General features: G+C 61.5%; 13 protein-coding genes and 5 pseudogenes. All 18 read left to right on the top strand.

Annotation, left to right across the window (positions count from 1 at the left end):
- Positions 1-10 precede the first annotated feature (10 nt).
- Positions 11-3,003, top strand: a pseudogene (locus tag NDY25_RS22525) (Tn3 family transposase).
- Between the two features lie 97 nt (positions 3,004-3,100).
- Positions 3,101-3,271: pseudogene (locus NDY25_RS22520) on the top strand (ATPase, T2SS/T4P/T4SS family); the annotation flags it as partial.
- 69 nt (positions 3,272-3,340) lie between these two features.
- A complete protein-coding gene (locus NDY25_RS22515; RefSeq protein WP_251755047.1) occupies positions 3,341-3,661 on the top strand; it encodes a TrbC/VirB2 family type IV secretion system protein in 321 nt (106 codons plus the stop codon).
- A gap of 92 nt (positions 3,662-3,753) precedes the next feature.
- Positions 3,754-3,930 carry a hypothetical protein gene (locus NDY25_RS22510; protein ID WP_425510815.1) on the top strand — a complete coding sequence of 59 codons (177 nt, stop codon included), beginning with the start codon at positions 3,754-3,756 and terminating at the stop codon, positions 3,928-3,930.
- A gap of 67 nt (positions 3,931-3,997) precedes the next feature.
- A pseudogene (locus NDY25_RS22505) lies at positions 3,998-6,567 on the top strand (TraG/VirB4 family ATPase).
- Between the two features lie 19 nt (positions 6,568-6,586).
- A pseudogene (locus NDY25_RS22495) lies at positions 6,587-7,369 on the top strand (conjugal transfer protein).
- Positions 7,370-7,736: 367 nt separating this feature from the next.
- Positions 7,737-8,090: a hypothetical protein gene (locus tag NDY25_RS22490; RefSeq protein WP_251757086.1), complete on the top strand. Its 354-nt coding sequence runs from the start codon at positions 7,737-7,739 to the stop codon at positions 8,088-8,090.
- 58 nt (positions 8,091-8,148) lie between these two features.
- Positions 8,149-8,832: a type IV secretion system protein gene (locus NDY25_RS22485; RefSeq protein WP_256628058.1), complete on the top strand. Its 684-nt coding sequence runs from the start codon at positions 8,149-8,151 to the stop codon at positions 8,830-8,832.
- Between the two features lie 17 nt (positions 8,833-8,849).
- Complete coding sequence (locus NDY25_RS22480) at positions 8,850-9,626, top strand: hypothetical protein (RefSeq protein WP_256628057.1); 777 nt, start codon at positions 8,850-8,852, stop codon at positions 9,624-9,626.
- Positions 9,627-9,766: 140 nt separating this feature from the next.
- Positions 9,767-10,354, top strand: a complete 588-nt coding sequence (locus tag NDY25_RS22475) for a VirB8/TrbF family protein (RefSeq protein ID WP_425526367.1) — start codon at positions 9,767-9,769, stop codon at positions 10,352-10,354.
- 13 nt (positions 10,355-10,367) lie between these two features.
- A pseudogene (trbG, locus tag NDY25_RS22470) lies at positions 10,368-11,359 on the top strand (P-type conjugative transfer protein TrbG).
- A 15-nt stretch (positions 11,360-11,374) separates the two neighbouring features.
- Positions 11,375-11,554: a hypothetical protein gene (locus tag NDY25_RS22465; protein ID WP_256628056.1), complete on the top strand. Its 180-nt coding sequence runs from the start codon at positions 11,375-11,377 to the stop codon at positions 11,552-11,554.
- 193 nt (positions 11,555-11,747) lie between these two features.
- Entirely contained in the window at positions 11,748-12,728 is a 981-nt protein-coding gene (locus NDY25_RS22460; RefSeq protein WP_256628055.1) for a TraB/TrbI/VirB10 family type IV secretion system protein, read from the top strand.
- A gap of 12 nt (positions 12,729-12,740) precedes the next feature.
- Complete coding sequence (locus tag NDY25_RS22455; RefSeq protein WP_256628054.1) at positions 12,741-13,103, top strand: hypothetical protein; 363 nt, start codon at positions 12,741-12,743, stop codon at positions 13,101-13,103.
- 10 nt (positions 13,104-13,113) lie between these two features.
- A complete protein-coding gene (locus tag NDY25_RS22450; protein WP_019238154.1) occupies positions 13,114-13,353 on the top strand; it encodes a hypothetical protein in 240 nt (79 codons plus the stop codon).
- A gap of 113 nt (positions 13,354-13,466) precedes the next feature.
- Positions 13,467-13,673: a hypothetical protein gene (locus NDY25_RS22445; protein ID WP_256628053.1), complete on the top strand. Its 207-nt coding sequence runs from the start codon at positions 13,467-13,469 to the stop codon at positions 13,671-13,673.
- 2 nt (positions 13,674-13,675) lie between these two features.
- On the top strand, positions 13,676-14,179 hold the full coding sequence (locus tag NDY25_RS22440; protein ID WP_256628052.1) for a toprim domain-containing protein: 504 nt from the start codon (positions 13,676-13,678) through the stop codon (positions 14,177-14,179).
- On the top strand, positions 14,170-14,502 hold the full coding sequence (locus NDY25_RS22435) for a DNA topoisomerase (protein ID WP_343243435.1): 333 nt from the start codon (positions 14,170-14,172) through the stop codon (positions 14,500-14,502). The genes NDY25_RS22440 and NDY25_RS22435 overlap by 10 nt, the downstream gene beginning before the upstream one ends.
- Positions 14,503-14,625 lie beyond the last annotated feature (123 nt).

The raw sequence follows: 14,625 nt of genomic DNA, 5'->3' as shown, positions 1-14,625 counted from the left end.
TCCGGATCCAATGGCTACCCTTCACGAGACCGCCTACCCGCGACTGAAGCCTGATCCCACCGCCAAGGAACTGGAGGAGATCTACACCCCCACCGCCGCTGAGATTGCATTCGCCAAGCAGCTGACCACCCAGCCGGGTCCGCAACTGGCGGTACTGATCCATCTCAAGCTCTTCCAGCGCTTGGGTTACTTCACAGTGTTGGCCGAAGTGCCCGAGCGGATCCGGAAGCACATCGCCAAGGCCGCCCGACTCGGGCGCGTATTGGACACCGACCAGCTCGAACGCTATGACGCCTCCGGCAGCCAGCGCCGGCATATGCCGCAGCTGCGGCAGTTCATTGGGGTGCGTCCCTTGGACAAAGCTGGGTTGTCTTGGCTGGACACAGTGGCCACCGGAGCAGCCCAGACCAAGCACACTATCCCGGACATCGTGAACGTCCTGCTCGAAGAGCTGGTGCACCACCGCTACGAACTGCCAGGCTTCCGCACCTTGGAGCTGGCCGCCATTGGCGCACGCGAGCGGGTCAATTTGGGGTACTACCGCAGCATCAGCCACGCACTGACGCCTGCCACACGCACGCTCATTGACGAATTGCTGCGCGCACCGGAAGGCTCCAGATTTACTGGCTGGCAATCGCTCAAGCGCGAGCCTGGCCGGCCGACCAACAAGGAAGTTCGTTTTTATCTGCAGCACATCCGCATGCTGCAGCAGTTGGCTGACCAACTGCCTCCCATCGATGTGCCGGTGCCCAAGCTCAAGCAATTCCGTGCAATGGCTCGGGCCTATGACGCCAGCGAACTGGCCGAATTGGCTGAGGACAAGCGCTATGCGCTGGCCACCATCTTCATTCGCGCCCAGCACGCCAAGACGCTGGATGATGCAGCCGAGTTGTTCATCAAGCAGGTGCGCGGGCTGGAGAACACGGCCCAGCAGAAGCTGCTGGCTTACCAGCTCGAACATGCCAAGCGGGCCGACTTCCTCATCGGCCAGCTCAAGGAGATCCTGCAGGCCTATCAGCTCGACGGCAGCGATAGGCAGCGCGTGGATGCCATCGACAACAGCCTGGAAGCGGAAGTGTCGACCTTGCTGGCCGAATGCGAAGAACATATGGCCTACGCCGGGAAGAATTACCTGCCTTTCATGCTGCAGCCCTATGGCGCGGTCAGGCCGCTGCTGTTCAATGGGCTGGAGCTGATGAATCTACGGGCGACCAGCCACGACGCCGGCATGGAGCCGTTGATCACAGCGGTGCTGTCGCTGCGCAACCAACGCCGTGAGCTGATCGAGGTCGCATCCCTCGGCCTGGACCCGGAAAAGGACTTTGACTGGATGTCCAAGCTCTGGCGTCAGCACGTGTTCGGCAAGCGGGCCAGCGCAGCAGGCGCCGGCTGGATGCACCGTAAATACTTCGAGCTGGCCGTGCTGGTGCAGGTCAAAGACGAACTGAAGTCCGGAGATCTCTTCATTCCCAGCAGCGAACGGTTTGATGACTACCGCGAGCAGCTGGTCGATGAAGCCACCTTGGCGCAGGAACTGGAAGCCTATGGCCAGGTGTCAGGTCTACCCACCGACGCCGCGTCGTTCGTGGCTGGGTTGCGCGCACAATTGACCACCCTGGCCGATGAGGTCGATGGGCGTTTCCCGGAGAACGTGCATGCGGACATCCTGGAGGGGCGCCTGGTGCTGCGGAAGGGGCAACGCGCCGAAGTCTCCAGCGCGATTACCACCGTTGATCGCCTCATCGCCGAACGGCTTCCAGAATCCAGCATCGTCGATGTCCTAATCGATGCCAGCCAATGGCTGGATCTGCACCGTTTTTTCCGCCCGATCGCCGGTACCGAGAGCCAAGTCGAAGATCTGCCGCGACGTGTGATCACCACGCTATTTTGCTATGGCTGCAACCTAGGGCCGACGCAGACGGCGCGGTCGATCAAGGGCTTCAGCCGGCGCCAGGTTGCTTGGCTGAACCTCAAATATGTGACCGAGGATGTGCTTGAGAAGGCCATCGTGGAGGTCATCAATACCTACAACAAATTCGACCTGCCGGGCTATTGGGGCAGCGGGAAGAGCGCCTCAGCAGATGGCACCAAATGGAGCGTCTACGAGGACAACCTATTGTCGGAGTACCACATCCGCTACGGCGGCTACGGCGGCATTGGCTACTACCACGTGTCCGACAAATACGTGGCGCTGTTCAGCCACTTCATTCCCTGTGGCGTTCACGAGGGCATCTACATCCTCGATGGCCTGCTGGCGAACACTTCCGACATACAGCCTGAGATCGTCCATGGCGACACGCAGGCGCAGAGCTACCCGGTCTTCGGTTTGGCCCACATGCTGGGCATCCAGCTGATGCCCAGGATACGAAACATCAAGGATCTGACATTCTTCCGGCCCGAACCTGGCAGGACCTATAAGAACATCCAGGCACTGTTCGGAGACAGCATCGACTGGCAACTGATCGCGACCCATCTCCACGACATGCTGCGGGTGGTGATCTCGATCCGATTGGGGAAAATCACCGCGTCCTCGATCCTGCGCCGGCTGGGCACCTATAGTCGGAAGAACAAGCTGTACTTCGCCTTCCGGGAACTTGGCAAGGCCGTCAGAACGCTGTTCTTGCTGCGCTACATTGATGACAACGAGATCCGCAAAACGATCCATGCTGCGACCAACAAGAGCGAGGAGTACAACGGCTTCGTGAAGTGGGTCTTCTTTGGCAGCCAGGGGATCATTGCTGAGAACGTCCAACACGAGCAGCGCAAGATCATCAAGTACAGCCAGCTGGTCGCCAACATGATCATCCTCCACAACGTGGAGGGCATGAGCCGCACCTTGGCTGAGATGCGGAAGGAGGGGATTGAACTGACGCCCGAGATCCTGGCCGGCCTGTCGCCGTATCGGACCAGCCACATCAATCGCTTCGGCGACTACCATCTCGACCTTGATAGGAAGTGGCGCCGCTGAGCTATACAGCGAAAGTCCTTGAACAGGCCCCATAGACGGGGAGATCCGCTATCGGGACAAGGAAATTATGATTTTGTTTCAATCGCTTAGGCGGTTTTTGGCCCTGTACGTAACGATTCCCTGCCGACCCTCGTTCCGCGCAAGATCGCCCGCACGGTGCAGATCATCGTGAGCATCGGTTTCGAGACGGTAGACGACGATGAGGGCCGCAAGGCGGTGCGGCGCGTGCGTGAAGTGCTGCGCGTCAAGGGCGTCGAGCAGACGCCAGAAGGGTACGTCTACAAGCTTCTGTCAGCCGAATGACCGGGCCGCTGCTTGGTGTGCTAGATGTATACACACTACGTAAAAAAGAACTTTCCCCCAACGCAGGACATGACGATGAAGCTCCGCAACACTCGCACTCTCCAGCTGCTCACGCTGGCGTTTTTCTTGTTGCCGGCCGCCGCCTACGCAAGCGGCACCGGCATGCCGTGGGAAGGCTGGCTAGCCCAGATCCTGAATAGTATTAGCGGCCCTGTCGCAAAGGCCATCGGCGTCATCGCCATTATCAGCTGTGGCTTGGGCATCGCCTTTTCCGAAGGTGGCTCAGGCATGCGCAAACTGATGATGGTCTGTGTCGGCCTGTCGATCGCCTTCACAGCCTCCACGTTCTTCCTGAACTTCCTGGGCTTCGGCGGCGGCGCGGTGTTCTGATCGTGGACGAACAAACCAACCCAGATGGCTATGAGGTGCCGGTACACCGCGCACTGTCCACACCCAGGCTTCTTGTAGGTATTCCGCGCGACATGGCCGTTGTCGCGTTCACGACGGCTGCAGCCCTCGTGCTTGGCCTGCAATCGTGGTGGAGCTTGCCGTTCTACATCGTCATCCACATCGGCTTGGTTCTACTGACCAAGTACGACACGCAATGGCCGGAGGCGTTGAAACGCGCGCTCCGCTTGAAAACCCACTACCGCGCATAGCGGGCTACCGGTCAGTGGTCCGGCCCTTGCGGATCACTGACCGGCGGCATCCAGTGAAGGCCAACCCATGCAGCGACTTCCGAAATACAGCAACGAACCCACCGACATTGGCGATGTTCTGCCGTGGGCGTATCTGGTCGCCCCCGGCGTCGTGCTGAACCGCAACGCGTCGTTGATCACGACGCTGCGCTATCGCGGGCCAGACCTGGACTCCGCGACCAAGCACGAACTGATTGCAGTGTCGGCCCAGATGAACAACCTGTTCCGCCGCCTTGGCGACGGCTGGTATTTCCAGATCGACGCACCGCGTGCACCCAGCACCAACTATCCCAGCGGCGAACACTTCCCCGATCCGATGTCGTATCTGATCGATGAAGAGCGCCGCACGATCGCCGAGACCGGCGTTCACTTTGAGACCACGTATTACTTCACACTCGGATGGTTGCCGCCCAAGGCGCGGGAGAGTACAGCCCGCGCTTGGTTCTTCACGGACCCGGACGGGCAGCGCAAGAGTGCGGCCAACCGCGACCGGCAGACAATCAACGATTGGCTCGACAAGTTCGTGGTGGAGCGCGTTCGGCTCCTGGAAGCCTTCTCGGCCATCCTGCCCGAGGTGCATGCGCTCGATGACGCCGAGCTGCTGACCTACCTGCACGACACAATCAGCACCAAACGTCACCCGGTTGTACCTGGTGACGTATCCCAAGAGCTTTGCCGCGTGCTGCCCGACACCCCGCTGATCGGTGGCAAAGAACCGAAGCTGGGCAAACACCACTTGGGCATCATCACCGTGCGTCAGTTCCCGACGCAGACCATCCCCGGCATTCTGGATCGCTTGAACCGGATGGGCATGGCCTACCGGTGGGTGACGCGCTGGGTGGCCTTGGACAAGGCCACGGCCGATAAGGAAATGAAGAAGATCCAGCGCGAGTGGTTCAGCGGCCGCAAGTCCTTCATGGTCATCTTGAAGGAGCTACTGAGCAAGTCGGAGTCAGCGCTGGAAAACCCGGAAGCACTCGCTAACGCGGCAGACGCCAACGCGGCAATGCAGGAAATCGCAGCAGAGGCGGTGGGCTATGGTTACTTCACCCAATCGCTGATCGTGCTTGATACAGATCCGCGAAGGTTGGAAGCCAAGCTGCGCGCGGTCGAGCGCGAAATCAATGGTCTAGGCTTTGTGACCATTGACGAAGCCCGCGATGGCAATGCCATTGACGCGTTTTTGGGCGCGGTGCCAGGCAACGCCCAGCACAATATCCGCCGGCCGATGGTCTCCACCCTCAACCTCGCCCATGCCATGCCGAGTTCCAGCGTGTGGGCCGGGCCGCGCTATTGCCAGAACGATCTATTCCCCGGCAACCAGAATCTGGACCACGCCCCGCCGCACATGTTCGTGGTCACCGGGGAGACGACGCCGTTCCGCTTCAGTACGTATGTGGGCGACGTAGGGCACGCGATGGTCATCGGCCCGACCGGTGCCGGCAAGTCGGTGCTACTCAACTTGGCCGAGACACAGTTCCGTCGCTATGAAGCCGCGCAGGTCTACATCTTCGACAAGGGCGGCAGCTCCCGTATTACCACCGACCACGTGGGTGGCCGCTTCTACGACCTAGGCGGTGACAGCAGCCCGGCGTTTCAGCCGCTGGCCCACGTGGACAACGACCAGGAGCGGGCATGGGCGCAAGAATGGCTGATTGACATCATCGTGGGCGAAGGCGTCGACATGACGCCGCAGCGTAAGCGCGCCATCTGGGATGCGCTCAACGAGCTGGGCGCAGACGACAGCCCGGTCGAGCAACGCACCATTTCAGGCTTTACCGTGCTAGTGCAAGATCCAGACATCAAGGAGGCCTTGCACCCGTTCACGGTGGACGGGGCGCACGGCTATCTGCTGGATGCAACGCACGACGACGTGTCGCTGGGCAGCTGGCTCGCGTTTGAAATGGAAGAATTGATGAACACCCCCAGGTGGTCATGCCGGTGTTGACCTACCTGTTTCACCGCTTGGAGCAGCGCTTCGACGCGAAGCGGCCGAGCCTCCTGGTGCTCGATGAAGCATGGCTGTTCCTCGATCACCCAGCGTTTTCGGCAAAGATCCGCGAATGGCTCAAGGTGCTGCGCAAGGCCAACGTTGCGGTGTGGTTTGCCACGCAGAGTCTGGCCGACGTGGCGCAATCCAAGATCATGCCGACGCTGATCGAGGCATGCATGACCAAGATCTTCCTGCCCAACAGCAGCGCCCGAAACGACGAGGTGGCCAAGTTCTACCGGATGTTCGGTTTGAACGACAAGCAGTTAGACATCCTCGCCAGCAGCACGCCCAAGCGCGACTACTACCTGACCAGCCCGCAGGGCAATCGGCTGTTCTCGCTCGGCTTGGGTCCGTTGGCACTGGCCGTTTGCGGCGCTACTGGAAAAGAGGCGCAGCGCGAAGCCATTGCCATCCGCAACGCCACCAGCACCACCAGAGAATTCAACGAAGCGTATTTAGCGCACCTGGTCAACAAGCACGAACAGGCGCAAGTGAGCAAACCCGCGAGCCAGCGCACGGCTTCGCCCCTGCAATGGGCGCTCGACTTCGTGCGCTCGGTTGATAGCAGTCCCGCACCATCCAGCAACACCACCATCCAAGCCTAAACCCAGCATGGAGAACGCTATGAAAATTCGTCGCGTCACCGCAGCCCTCACCGTCGCCATCGGCATCGCTGTTGCCGGCGGCTCCGCCGTCTATGCCCCCCGGCGCAAGCGATTGTGTGTGCCAATTGCAGCAACCTAGTGACCCAGCTGTTGCAGCAGAGTCAGGAGATCTCGGCTTACGCCAAGCAGGTGCAGCAATACAAGACCCAGATAGATCAATGGAACTTGCAGATCCAACAGGTTGCCAACGAGGGCGCAATCTCGCCTCGCTGCCGCGCAACGTGTTTGGCGAGTACCAGCAGGTTTACAACTCCTACAAGCAGAGCATCAATCAGCTGCGCGGGAGCATGGCGAAGTTGCAGAACACGCGCGACATGTTCGCCCAGCGCTATCCCCAAGTGACCAATGACGCGACCTTTCAGCAGCTTTCCGCGATGGTCGATCAGTGGCAATCGCAGGGCCGCGAGAACGTGGAGGACGCCCTGTACAGCGGCGCTGCCGTCCTGGACACCCTGGACAGCACCAACCAGCAGTTCGAGACGATGGGCCAGGCCTCGCAGTCAGCGACAGGTGCCCTCGCTGCCACGCAGGCCGGTAACCAGATCAACATGCTGGTCGGCCAGGAAATGATGAAGCTCAACGCACAGACCGCTGCCATGAACCAGGCCGTCCTTGAGGAACAGGCTCGGCAGATGGCGGGCGATCGCGTAACGCAGCGGAACATCGATAACGCCCATCGCAACGAAAAGCCTTCCAGAAATCTACCCAACCAGCTGCAAAGCCAATTGGAGAGTGGTGGTGAGCGCCCGCGTCCTAGCCGCCCTCGTGCTTGCTGCTGTCAGCCTCGCAGGCTGCACAGCGCAACCTGCGGGAAAGTCCTGTGAACAGACTTTGACCTGTGAAGCTCCAGAAGTACTCCCCAAGACCGTACCTGCCAAATGCGGATGCGATTTACTGTTTGATGAGGAATGCAGGGCGTTGATCGACCGCACCTACGGGAAGAGCGCAGGCAGCAATTTAAAGACTCGGCTGGTCCTGGCGAATGCTTATGGGGACGCGGCTCAACGTGCATGCCCTCCTGCACCAGGCCAGCCCGCCGGCAAACAAAAGCGTTCCGACGCTTTCGCGCCATCGACTGTGAAGCCGGCCAAGCCAATTGGGGAGTGGTGGTGAACGGTCGCGTTCGTGCCTCCCTCGTGCTTGCTACTGCGGCCCTCGCCGGCGGCGGCGGCGATCGTACCGCTCAAGTTCCTGGCAGTGTCTTCGCTACAGCCACGATTCCCGGCGATCAACCAATTCCGATCGTCGAGAAATTAGGTTTGCCGGACAAGTGCAAGAGACTCGAGACTTTTGATCAGGCATGTTCAGACCAGATCGATGCCGCATACGGCAAGGGTGCGGGCGGCGATGCAAGGAGCAAGTTGGGGACTTGCAGCGCGTATGGAAATTGCGTCGGGATGCCGCGCAGTCGTGCCTACGAGAAGTCCACTGTGCCTCCCGCCAAGGTCGATTTCCTCAAGTGAGCAGGAGTCCACTGTGCCTGCTGCAAAGACGAGCTTCTAGCCTTAAAAGGAGGCAGTAATGGACCCGACCACCACCGGATTCCTGACCGCGCTACTCAACAATTTCGTAGCTGTGTTTTCAAACGGTTTCGGCATTATTACGCCGCGCGCGTCGGCAATCCTGGGTACCTTAGCCGCCATAGAGGTTGCGTTGGCGTCGCTTTTCTGGGCATTGCGCGGTGAGGACTTCACCGCGCCATTCCTTCGCAAGCTATTGCGGATCGGCTTCTTTGCCTTCTTGGTGGCGTCGTGGCCGACATTGACGGAAGGCGTCGCTAGCGGCCTCGCACAAATCGGCTCCCTCGCTGGCGGTGGCTCAGGCGCGCCATTGGTCAAAGATCCTAGCCGCATCCTCGAGCAGGCAATGGCTGTCATCAAGCCAATCGAGGACGAAATGGCGCACATCCAAAAAGGGCCGTGGTATCAGAAAATTGCCGTATTGGCGGTGGTGATCCAATACACGATTGCGGAGCTGTGTGTGCTGGTCGCGTTCTTCATCTTGGCGATCACCTGTTTGCTCACACAAATTGAGTTCGCGCTGGTGGCGGTATTAGGCCTAATCCTGGTGCCGTGGGGAGTGAGCAACCACACCGCGTTTCTTGCGGAAAAAGCCATCGGTGCAGTGATTGCACAGGGCGTCAAACTGATGGTCCTGAGCTTCATCATTGCCGTCTACGGGGGGTGCTTAACACGTTCACCCTAAGCCCAGGACCAGCGCCAATGGATACATGGCTGTTGGCCGGCTCTGCGTTCGTTATGGCAATCATCGCGGTGCATGCCCCGGCAGTGGCGGGCGGGTTGCTCTCAGGCTCGCCGTCATTGACCGCCGGCAGTGCGGCCGGCGTGGCAATCGGTGCCGGCGCAGCTGCGATCGGTGCCGGCGTTGGTGCCGCCGCGCTGGGCCGCATGGGCGCAGCCAGTGCAGCCAAGACCATCACAGCCGCTGGGCAGATCCACGGCGCTGGCAGTGCCGCCGCCGCCAACAGCACAGGAGCTGGTGCGGCCGCACTGAGTAATCTGGGTGTGCGTGGTGGCGTAATTGCTGGTCTGATGGCCGCAAGCACCACGCCGGCCGGCCAAGCCGCAGCGGCTGGACTTCAACGTGCCGCAAGCACCCGGCTAGGCCAGGCCGCTATGAAGTTCGGGTCAGCTGCCGCCGCCAACATCGATCGCGGTGTGTCAGCTGGTGCCAGCTACGCCGCAGCCGGTGTGACCCAAGCGGGCCGAATGGCCGCTTCGCCAGTCACCAATGCCGGCGCTGCCGTGAAAGATGCCTGGTCGCAGGGCGTGACGATGGGCGGCGGTCTTTCCCCGACCGCATCGTCACCGCTTGCGCCGCCCACGCCATCGCCGGAACGGCTGGAAGCGGGCAGGCAGCGATTCAGCGACGCAGCAACGGTCGCCAGAGCAACAACCACGGCTGTGAAAGGAGCCACAACCACCAGCAGTGGCGGTAGTGGGAACCCGACGATTGCCCCAACAAACGACGAGAGCTAACAACGCATGAGCAGCACCAAAGACCTACTGCAAACGCCCGTCGGCCAGCGTCCCAGCTCGGCGCCGATGTCCCCACACCACGATTCAGCGCGCAAGGGCTGGACAGACAAACTTGAGAAAGCGGAAAGCGACAAACGCGCATGGCGCTGGGCAGCGGTGGGCGGCTACGCGTTGTCGGTGCTGCTGGCTGGCGGCCTCATTGCCCTCAGCAACCGGCCACCGCCCAAGCCGCTTATCGCGCGCATCAACACCGATGGCGCCCCCAGGTCGTGGGCTATGCGAGTCCCAACTACACGCCCGGCCAGGCCGAGATTCGCTACTTCCTCAAACATTGGGTGGAGCTGGTGCGCACCGTGCCGCTTGATCCGGTGGTGGTGAAGTCGGCATGGAGCGAGGCCTACAGCTTCATGACCCCGGCCTCAGCAAACAAGCTCAATGCCGAAGCCCGCGTGCCTGGTTCGACCATGAGCAAGGTCGGCCAAGAAACCGTCACCACGCAAGTCACCTCCGTGGTGCCCGTGTCGGCCGACAGCTACCAGGTGCGGTGGGTCGAAACCAGTTTCACCGATCAGGGCCAGGTGAAAGAGCGGGCTACGTGGACATCCACGTTCACCGTCAAGCAAAGCACACCAGATCCCAAGATCGAGCTGGTGAACCCGCTTGGCTTGTTCATCACGGACTTCAATTGGCAGCGCGACATCGGTAGCACCCCTAAAATTTTCGCCTAAGAGTGCAAACACTATGCAAACCATGAAGACCTCTCTTCTGCCCCTGCTGCTGTTGTCCGCCGGCATTGCCAATGCGCAGACCACGCCACAAGTGCCCGCGATCACCAGCGCGCTCAACGACAACAGCACCGCCACCGCCAATGCAACGCCGTTGGCGAACAGCGCCCTGCACCCGCGCCGGCATACGTGCCGCCGCCCGTGACGCCGGAGCGCGTCTCCCCGCGTGTTGCCAAAGCGCGGTCCGACTTCGACAGCAAACAGCGCGCCCAGGTCGCCGAATACGTCGGCCAGGCGCGACAAGCCCCGTCCAGCAGCAGCACCGCCAACATTGGCGGGCAGACGATCTTCACCTATCGCCCTGGTGCGCTATACACGATCTATGTCGGTGCAGGCCGTCAAACCGTCATCGACTTCCAGCCCGGAGAGCAGCTGACCGGCGAAGTCAATGGCTCGGACACGGTGCGGTGGCTGATTAGCCAGGTCACCAGCGGCACCGATGCCGGCGAGCAAGTGCACCTGGTACTTAAAGCCGTGGAGCCAGGTCTGACCAACGACCTGTTCATTGCCACCAATCGCCGCACCTACCTGGTCACTGCGCGCAGCGTGGCCGATTGGAGCATGCCGAGTGTGTCGTGGCAGTACCCGATGGACACCTGGAAAGCGCAGCAAGCCGTCGCGGCCAAGCGCGAAGCGGTCGAGCCGGTGGCCGTGGCCCCGGATGCGCTTCACTTCAACTATGACATCAAGGGCGGCCGCTATTCCTGGAAGCCCATGCAGGTCTTTGACGACGGTGCGCAGACCTATATCCGCATGCCGGCCACGCTCAATGCGACCGACGCCCCGGCGCTGTTCCTGATCGAGAAGGGTGAGCCGCTGCTGGTCAACTACCGCGTTAAGGGTGTGGCGAACGGCACCACCGGACCGACCTACATCGTGGATCGGGTGTTTGATCGCGCCGAGCTCCGCGTAGGTGCCAAGCAAACAATCACGATCCGCCGTCGCTAATCACAGAGGTGCCGCATGCAGACCACGAACGGAACCCCGGCTGACGACGAACGCGATCCGGTCACTGGCGAATCGGCCAGCGAAGGCTATCAGCCGCCCCAGGACGCACCCATCCCGCTGGCAACGCCAAAGCCGAAGATCAAGACCCTGGACAAAAGAAGGTCGGCATCATCGCCGGCATTGCGGGTGTGTTGATCGCATTCGCTTTCGTGCAGGCCTTCATGCAGAAACCAAACCAGAACAAGCCTAAGGAGCAGCAGCCAACCGCAAACATGTCCACCAAGCCCGAGGCGTTCAACGCGTTGCCCGGCGACTACGCCACGGCCGCCCAGCAGCGCGCAGACCGCGCGCCGAAGCTGGGGCCACCGATGCCGGGGAAGTGGGTCAAATGCAGTACGAGGCCCAACAGCAGGCCAGCACGCGGGCTTACGGCGGCGGTGCACAGCCGCAAACAGCGGCCCAGCAGTTCGCCGCCCAACAGGATCTACAGCGCATGCAGCAGGCCGCCAATGCCCGCTACGCGAAAACCAGCTTCCAGCAAAGCGGTGGCCCTGGTGCAGCCGGCAATCCGGGTCAGTTCGGTGGGCAGCCTCAATTTGGCGGGCTGCCGCCCAGCTCGCCCGAGGCGCTGGAGCAGCAACAGCTACTGGCCCAAGCCGCAGCGGCTGCCGCCGCAGCTGGTGGACCGGACAAGACCGCCCGCGACGATGCAAACCGTCAAGATGACAAACGCCAGTTCATGGACGAGAAACGGGATACCGGCACGCTGCAATCGCGTCTCACCTCGCCGGCCACGCCCACCGTCGTGAGTGCCGGCACGCTCATCCCTGCCCTGTTTCTGACCGGGATCAACAGCGATCTACCCGGCCTGATCACCGCACAGGTGTCACAGCCGGTCTATGACACCCCAACCGGGCGCCACGTCATCATTCCGCAAGGCTCGGTGCTGATTGGTGCATATGACTCGCGGGTGACCTTCGGACAGAACCGCGTTTTGCTGGTCTGGCAGCGCCTGCGCTTCCCGAACGGGTCTAGCCTGGACCTGGAAGGGATGCCCGGCGTGGACCTGTCGGGCTACGCGGGCGTATCGGACAAGGTGAACAATCATTGGGGCAAGGTGCTATCGAGCGTGCTGCTGTCCAGCACGGTTGCGGCGGCGGTGGCCACCGCCGAAGGGGATAGCTTTTCCTCCTTCCAGCGTGACGCCGGTCAAGCCGCGTCCCAGGGCGCAGCGCAGCAGATCAACCAAGCCGGCGCACAGCTGCTTCAACGCAGCATCAACATCCAGCCGACGCTGGAAATCAGGCCAGGCCAAAGGGTTGCGGTGATGGTCAACAAAGACTTGGCGCTGTCGCCCTATGGCCCGTGATCGCGATCTAACGTGTGCAATATCGATAAACTCCGAGGGCTTTATCAACCCAACGGAGCCAAAAGCTATGCCTGCAAAGCCGCTCGGCGACAAGTTGTCGCGAACGTGGCCCCTAAGCAGATGAAAGCGATTGACCGCGATGCACAGCGCGCCGGACTCAGCCGGCGAATGTTTATGCAACAACTCATGGAAGAATTCCTGCTTCAACCCACAACCCTTGTGGCCGGCGGCATCTATCGCAAGCTAGACCGCGAACGCCTCCGCTTCCACCTGTCCGTGCCCCTGCACAACGCTGTCAGCAAGTACGCCAAGAAGCTGGGCGTCACGATCAGCGTCGTTATCACCACCGCCGTAGCCAACCGCTACCCGCTCTAGGAACAACCACATGGCCCGCAAACCATCGGCACTGCCGAAGATCCCAGTCAAGACCGAACGCGTCACCAAGCGCTTGCAGTTCGATCCTGCACTCATCAAGCGCGTGGAGGCCTTCTGCGACTTCTACGCCCACACCGTGGGCGCAAAACCCGACTGGAACGATGCCGCCGTTGCCTTGATCGAGCATGCGCTCGATGGCAACCGCGATTTCGCAAAGTACCTCGCCGAGCAAGCCAAGCCGGCCGCATGACCGCACCGTGACGCCCTGAACCGATGCGGCCGCCCTCGCGTGGTCGCATCGGACAACCGCCGGAGTTAGTTCATGAACGCATCCGAAAAAGCCTGGGATACCGAATTGGCGAAATGCTCTACGCCATGTCGCAGTGGTCACGCCCAGCCCGCGCCAGCATTGTGATCGTTGGCATGCTCGCCGCCATCCTGTTTTTCTGGCTGTCCATGCCGGCCGCCGCCGTCGCCATCGGCTTTGTCTCGCTGGCGACGTTCTGGCTGCTGCTGCCCACCGATCCGCCGGCAGATCCAAACAGCGCTGCCAACGACTCGGAGGGCTGACCATGCGCCTGTGGATCTGCGAGAAGCGCGACCAGGCCAAGAACATCGCCCCGCTACTGGGCAACCCAAAACCTGGTCAGGGTTACATCGATACCGACGATGGCCGTGTCACGTGGGCACGTGGCCACCTCCTGGAACAAGTCGCCCCACCGGGCTACGACAAAGCATGGGAAGCCTGGAATTTCGACGTCCTGCCCATGATCCCCAGCACATGGAAATACCAACCGACTGCTGACAAGGAGCGTGAGCTGGCCGTGCTGCTGGCCAACATCCCCAAGGCGACCGAAATCGTCATCGCCACCGACTGCGGAGCCGAGGGCGAAGCAATCGCCCGTGAGCTACTGGACCACGCCGGCTATCGCGGAGCGGTGCGCCGGCTGTGGTACTCCGCGCTCGATGCGGCAAGCCTCACCAAGGCGATCGCCAATCTGCGGCCAGGGAAAGCAGCGAGCCGCTGTATTGGGCAAGCCAGGCACGCTCGCGCGCCGACTGGCTCATGGGCATGAATCTAAGCCGCGCCTACACCCTGCGATCCCGTGCCGCTGGCGGGAAAGGGCCGCGCCATGTGGGACGCGTGATGTCCCCCACCCTCGCCTTGGTCGTGCGCCGTGATGCGGCCATCCAGGCGTTCCGCGAGGCGACCTACTACGACATCGAAATCACCGCACAAACAGCGCTTGGCGCAAGTGTGGTGTTGACGCATGCGCCCGTGGATGAGGGCCGGATCTTCGCCCGCGCCGACGCCGAAGCCATCATTGCAGCCGCCACCGGAGCCAGCGGACCGCTCGCTGTCGCCCACGAAAGCAAGTCGCAGAAGCCCCCGCCCTGATGACGCTGTCGCGCTTCCAGCAGCTGGCCTCGCGGCGATTTGGATGGAGCGCCAAAAGACGCTCAACATAGCGCAAAGCCTGTACGACAAGGAGCTGACCAGCTACCCACGCACGCCGTGCAT

The sequence above is a fragment of the Xanthomonas hortorum pv. pelargonii genome (assembly GCF_024499015.1).
Classification (GTDB): Bacteria; Pseudomonadota; Gammaproteobacteria; order Xanthomonadales; family Xanthomonadaceae; genus Xanthomonas; species Xanthomonas hortorum_B.
The sequence above is the reverse complement of the archived record's forward strand: the minus strand, read 5'-3'. Positions and strand labels throughout refer to the sequence as shown.

Excerpts from the sequence above, each read along its gene's own strand:
- NDY25_RS22515 (WP_251755047.1), top strand. The coding sequence starts at position 3,341 with ATGACGATGAAGCTCCGCAACACTCGCACTCTCCAGCTGCTCACGCTG.
- NDY25_RS22450 (WP_019238154.1), top strand. The coding sequence starts at position 13,114 with ATGGCCCGCAAACCATCGGCACTGCCGAAGATCCCAGTCAAGACCGAA.
- NDY25_RS22475 (WP_425526367.1), top strand. The coding sequence starts at position 9,767 with ATGGCGCTGGGCAGCGGTGGGCGGCTACGCGTTGTCGGTGCTGCTGGC.
- NDY25_RS22445 (WP_256628053.1), top strand. The coding sequence starts at position 13,467 with ATGCTCTACGCCATGTCGCAGTGGTCACGCCCAGCCCGCGCCAGCATT.
- NDY25_RS22480 (WP_256628057.1), top strand. The coding sequence starts at position 8,850 with ATGGATACATGGCTGTTGGCCGGCTCTGCGTTCGTTATGGCAATCATC.
- NDY25_RS22435 (WP_343243435.1), top strand. The coding sequence starts at position 14,170 with ATGGGCATGAATCTAAGCCGCGCCTACACCCTGCGATCCCGTGCCGCT.
- NDY25_RS22510 (WP_425510815.1), top strand. The coding sequence starts at position 3,754 with ATGGCCGTTGTCGCGTTCACGACGGCTGCAGCCCTCGTGCTTGGCCTG.
- NDY25_RS22485 (WP_256628058.1), top strand. The coding sequence starts at position 8,149 with ATGGACCCGACCACCACCGGATTCCTGACCGCGCTACTCAACAATTTC.
- NDY25_RS22460 (WP_256628055.1), top strand. The coding sequence starts at position 11,748 with ATGCAGTACGAGGCCCAACAGCAGGCCAGCACGCGGGCTTACGGCGGC.
- NDY25_RS22465 (WP_256628056.1), top strand. The coding sequence starts at position 11,375 with ATGCAGACCACGAACGGAACCCCGGCTGACGACGAACGCGATCCGGTC.
- NDY25_RS22440 (WP_256628052.1), top strand. The coding sequence starts at position 13,676 with ATGCGCCTGTGGATCTGCGAGAAGCGCGACCAGGCCAAGAACATCGCC.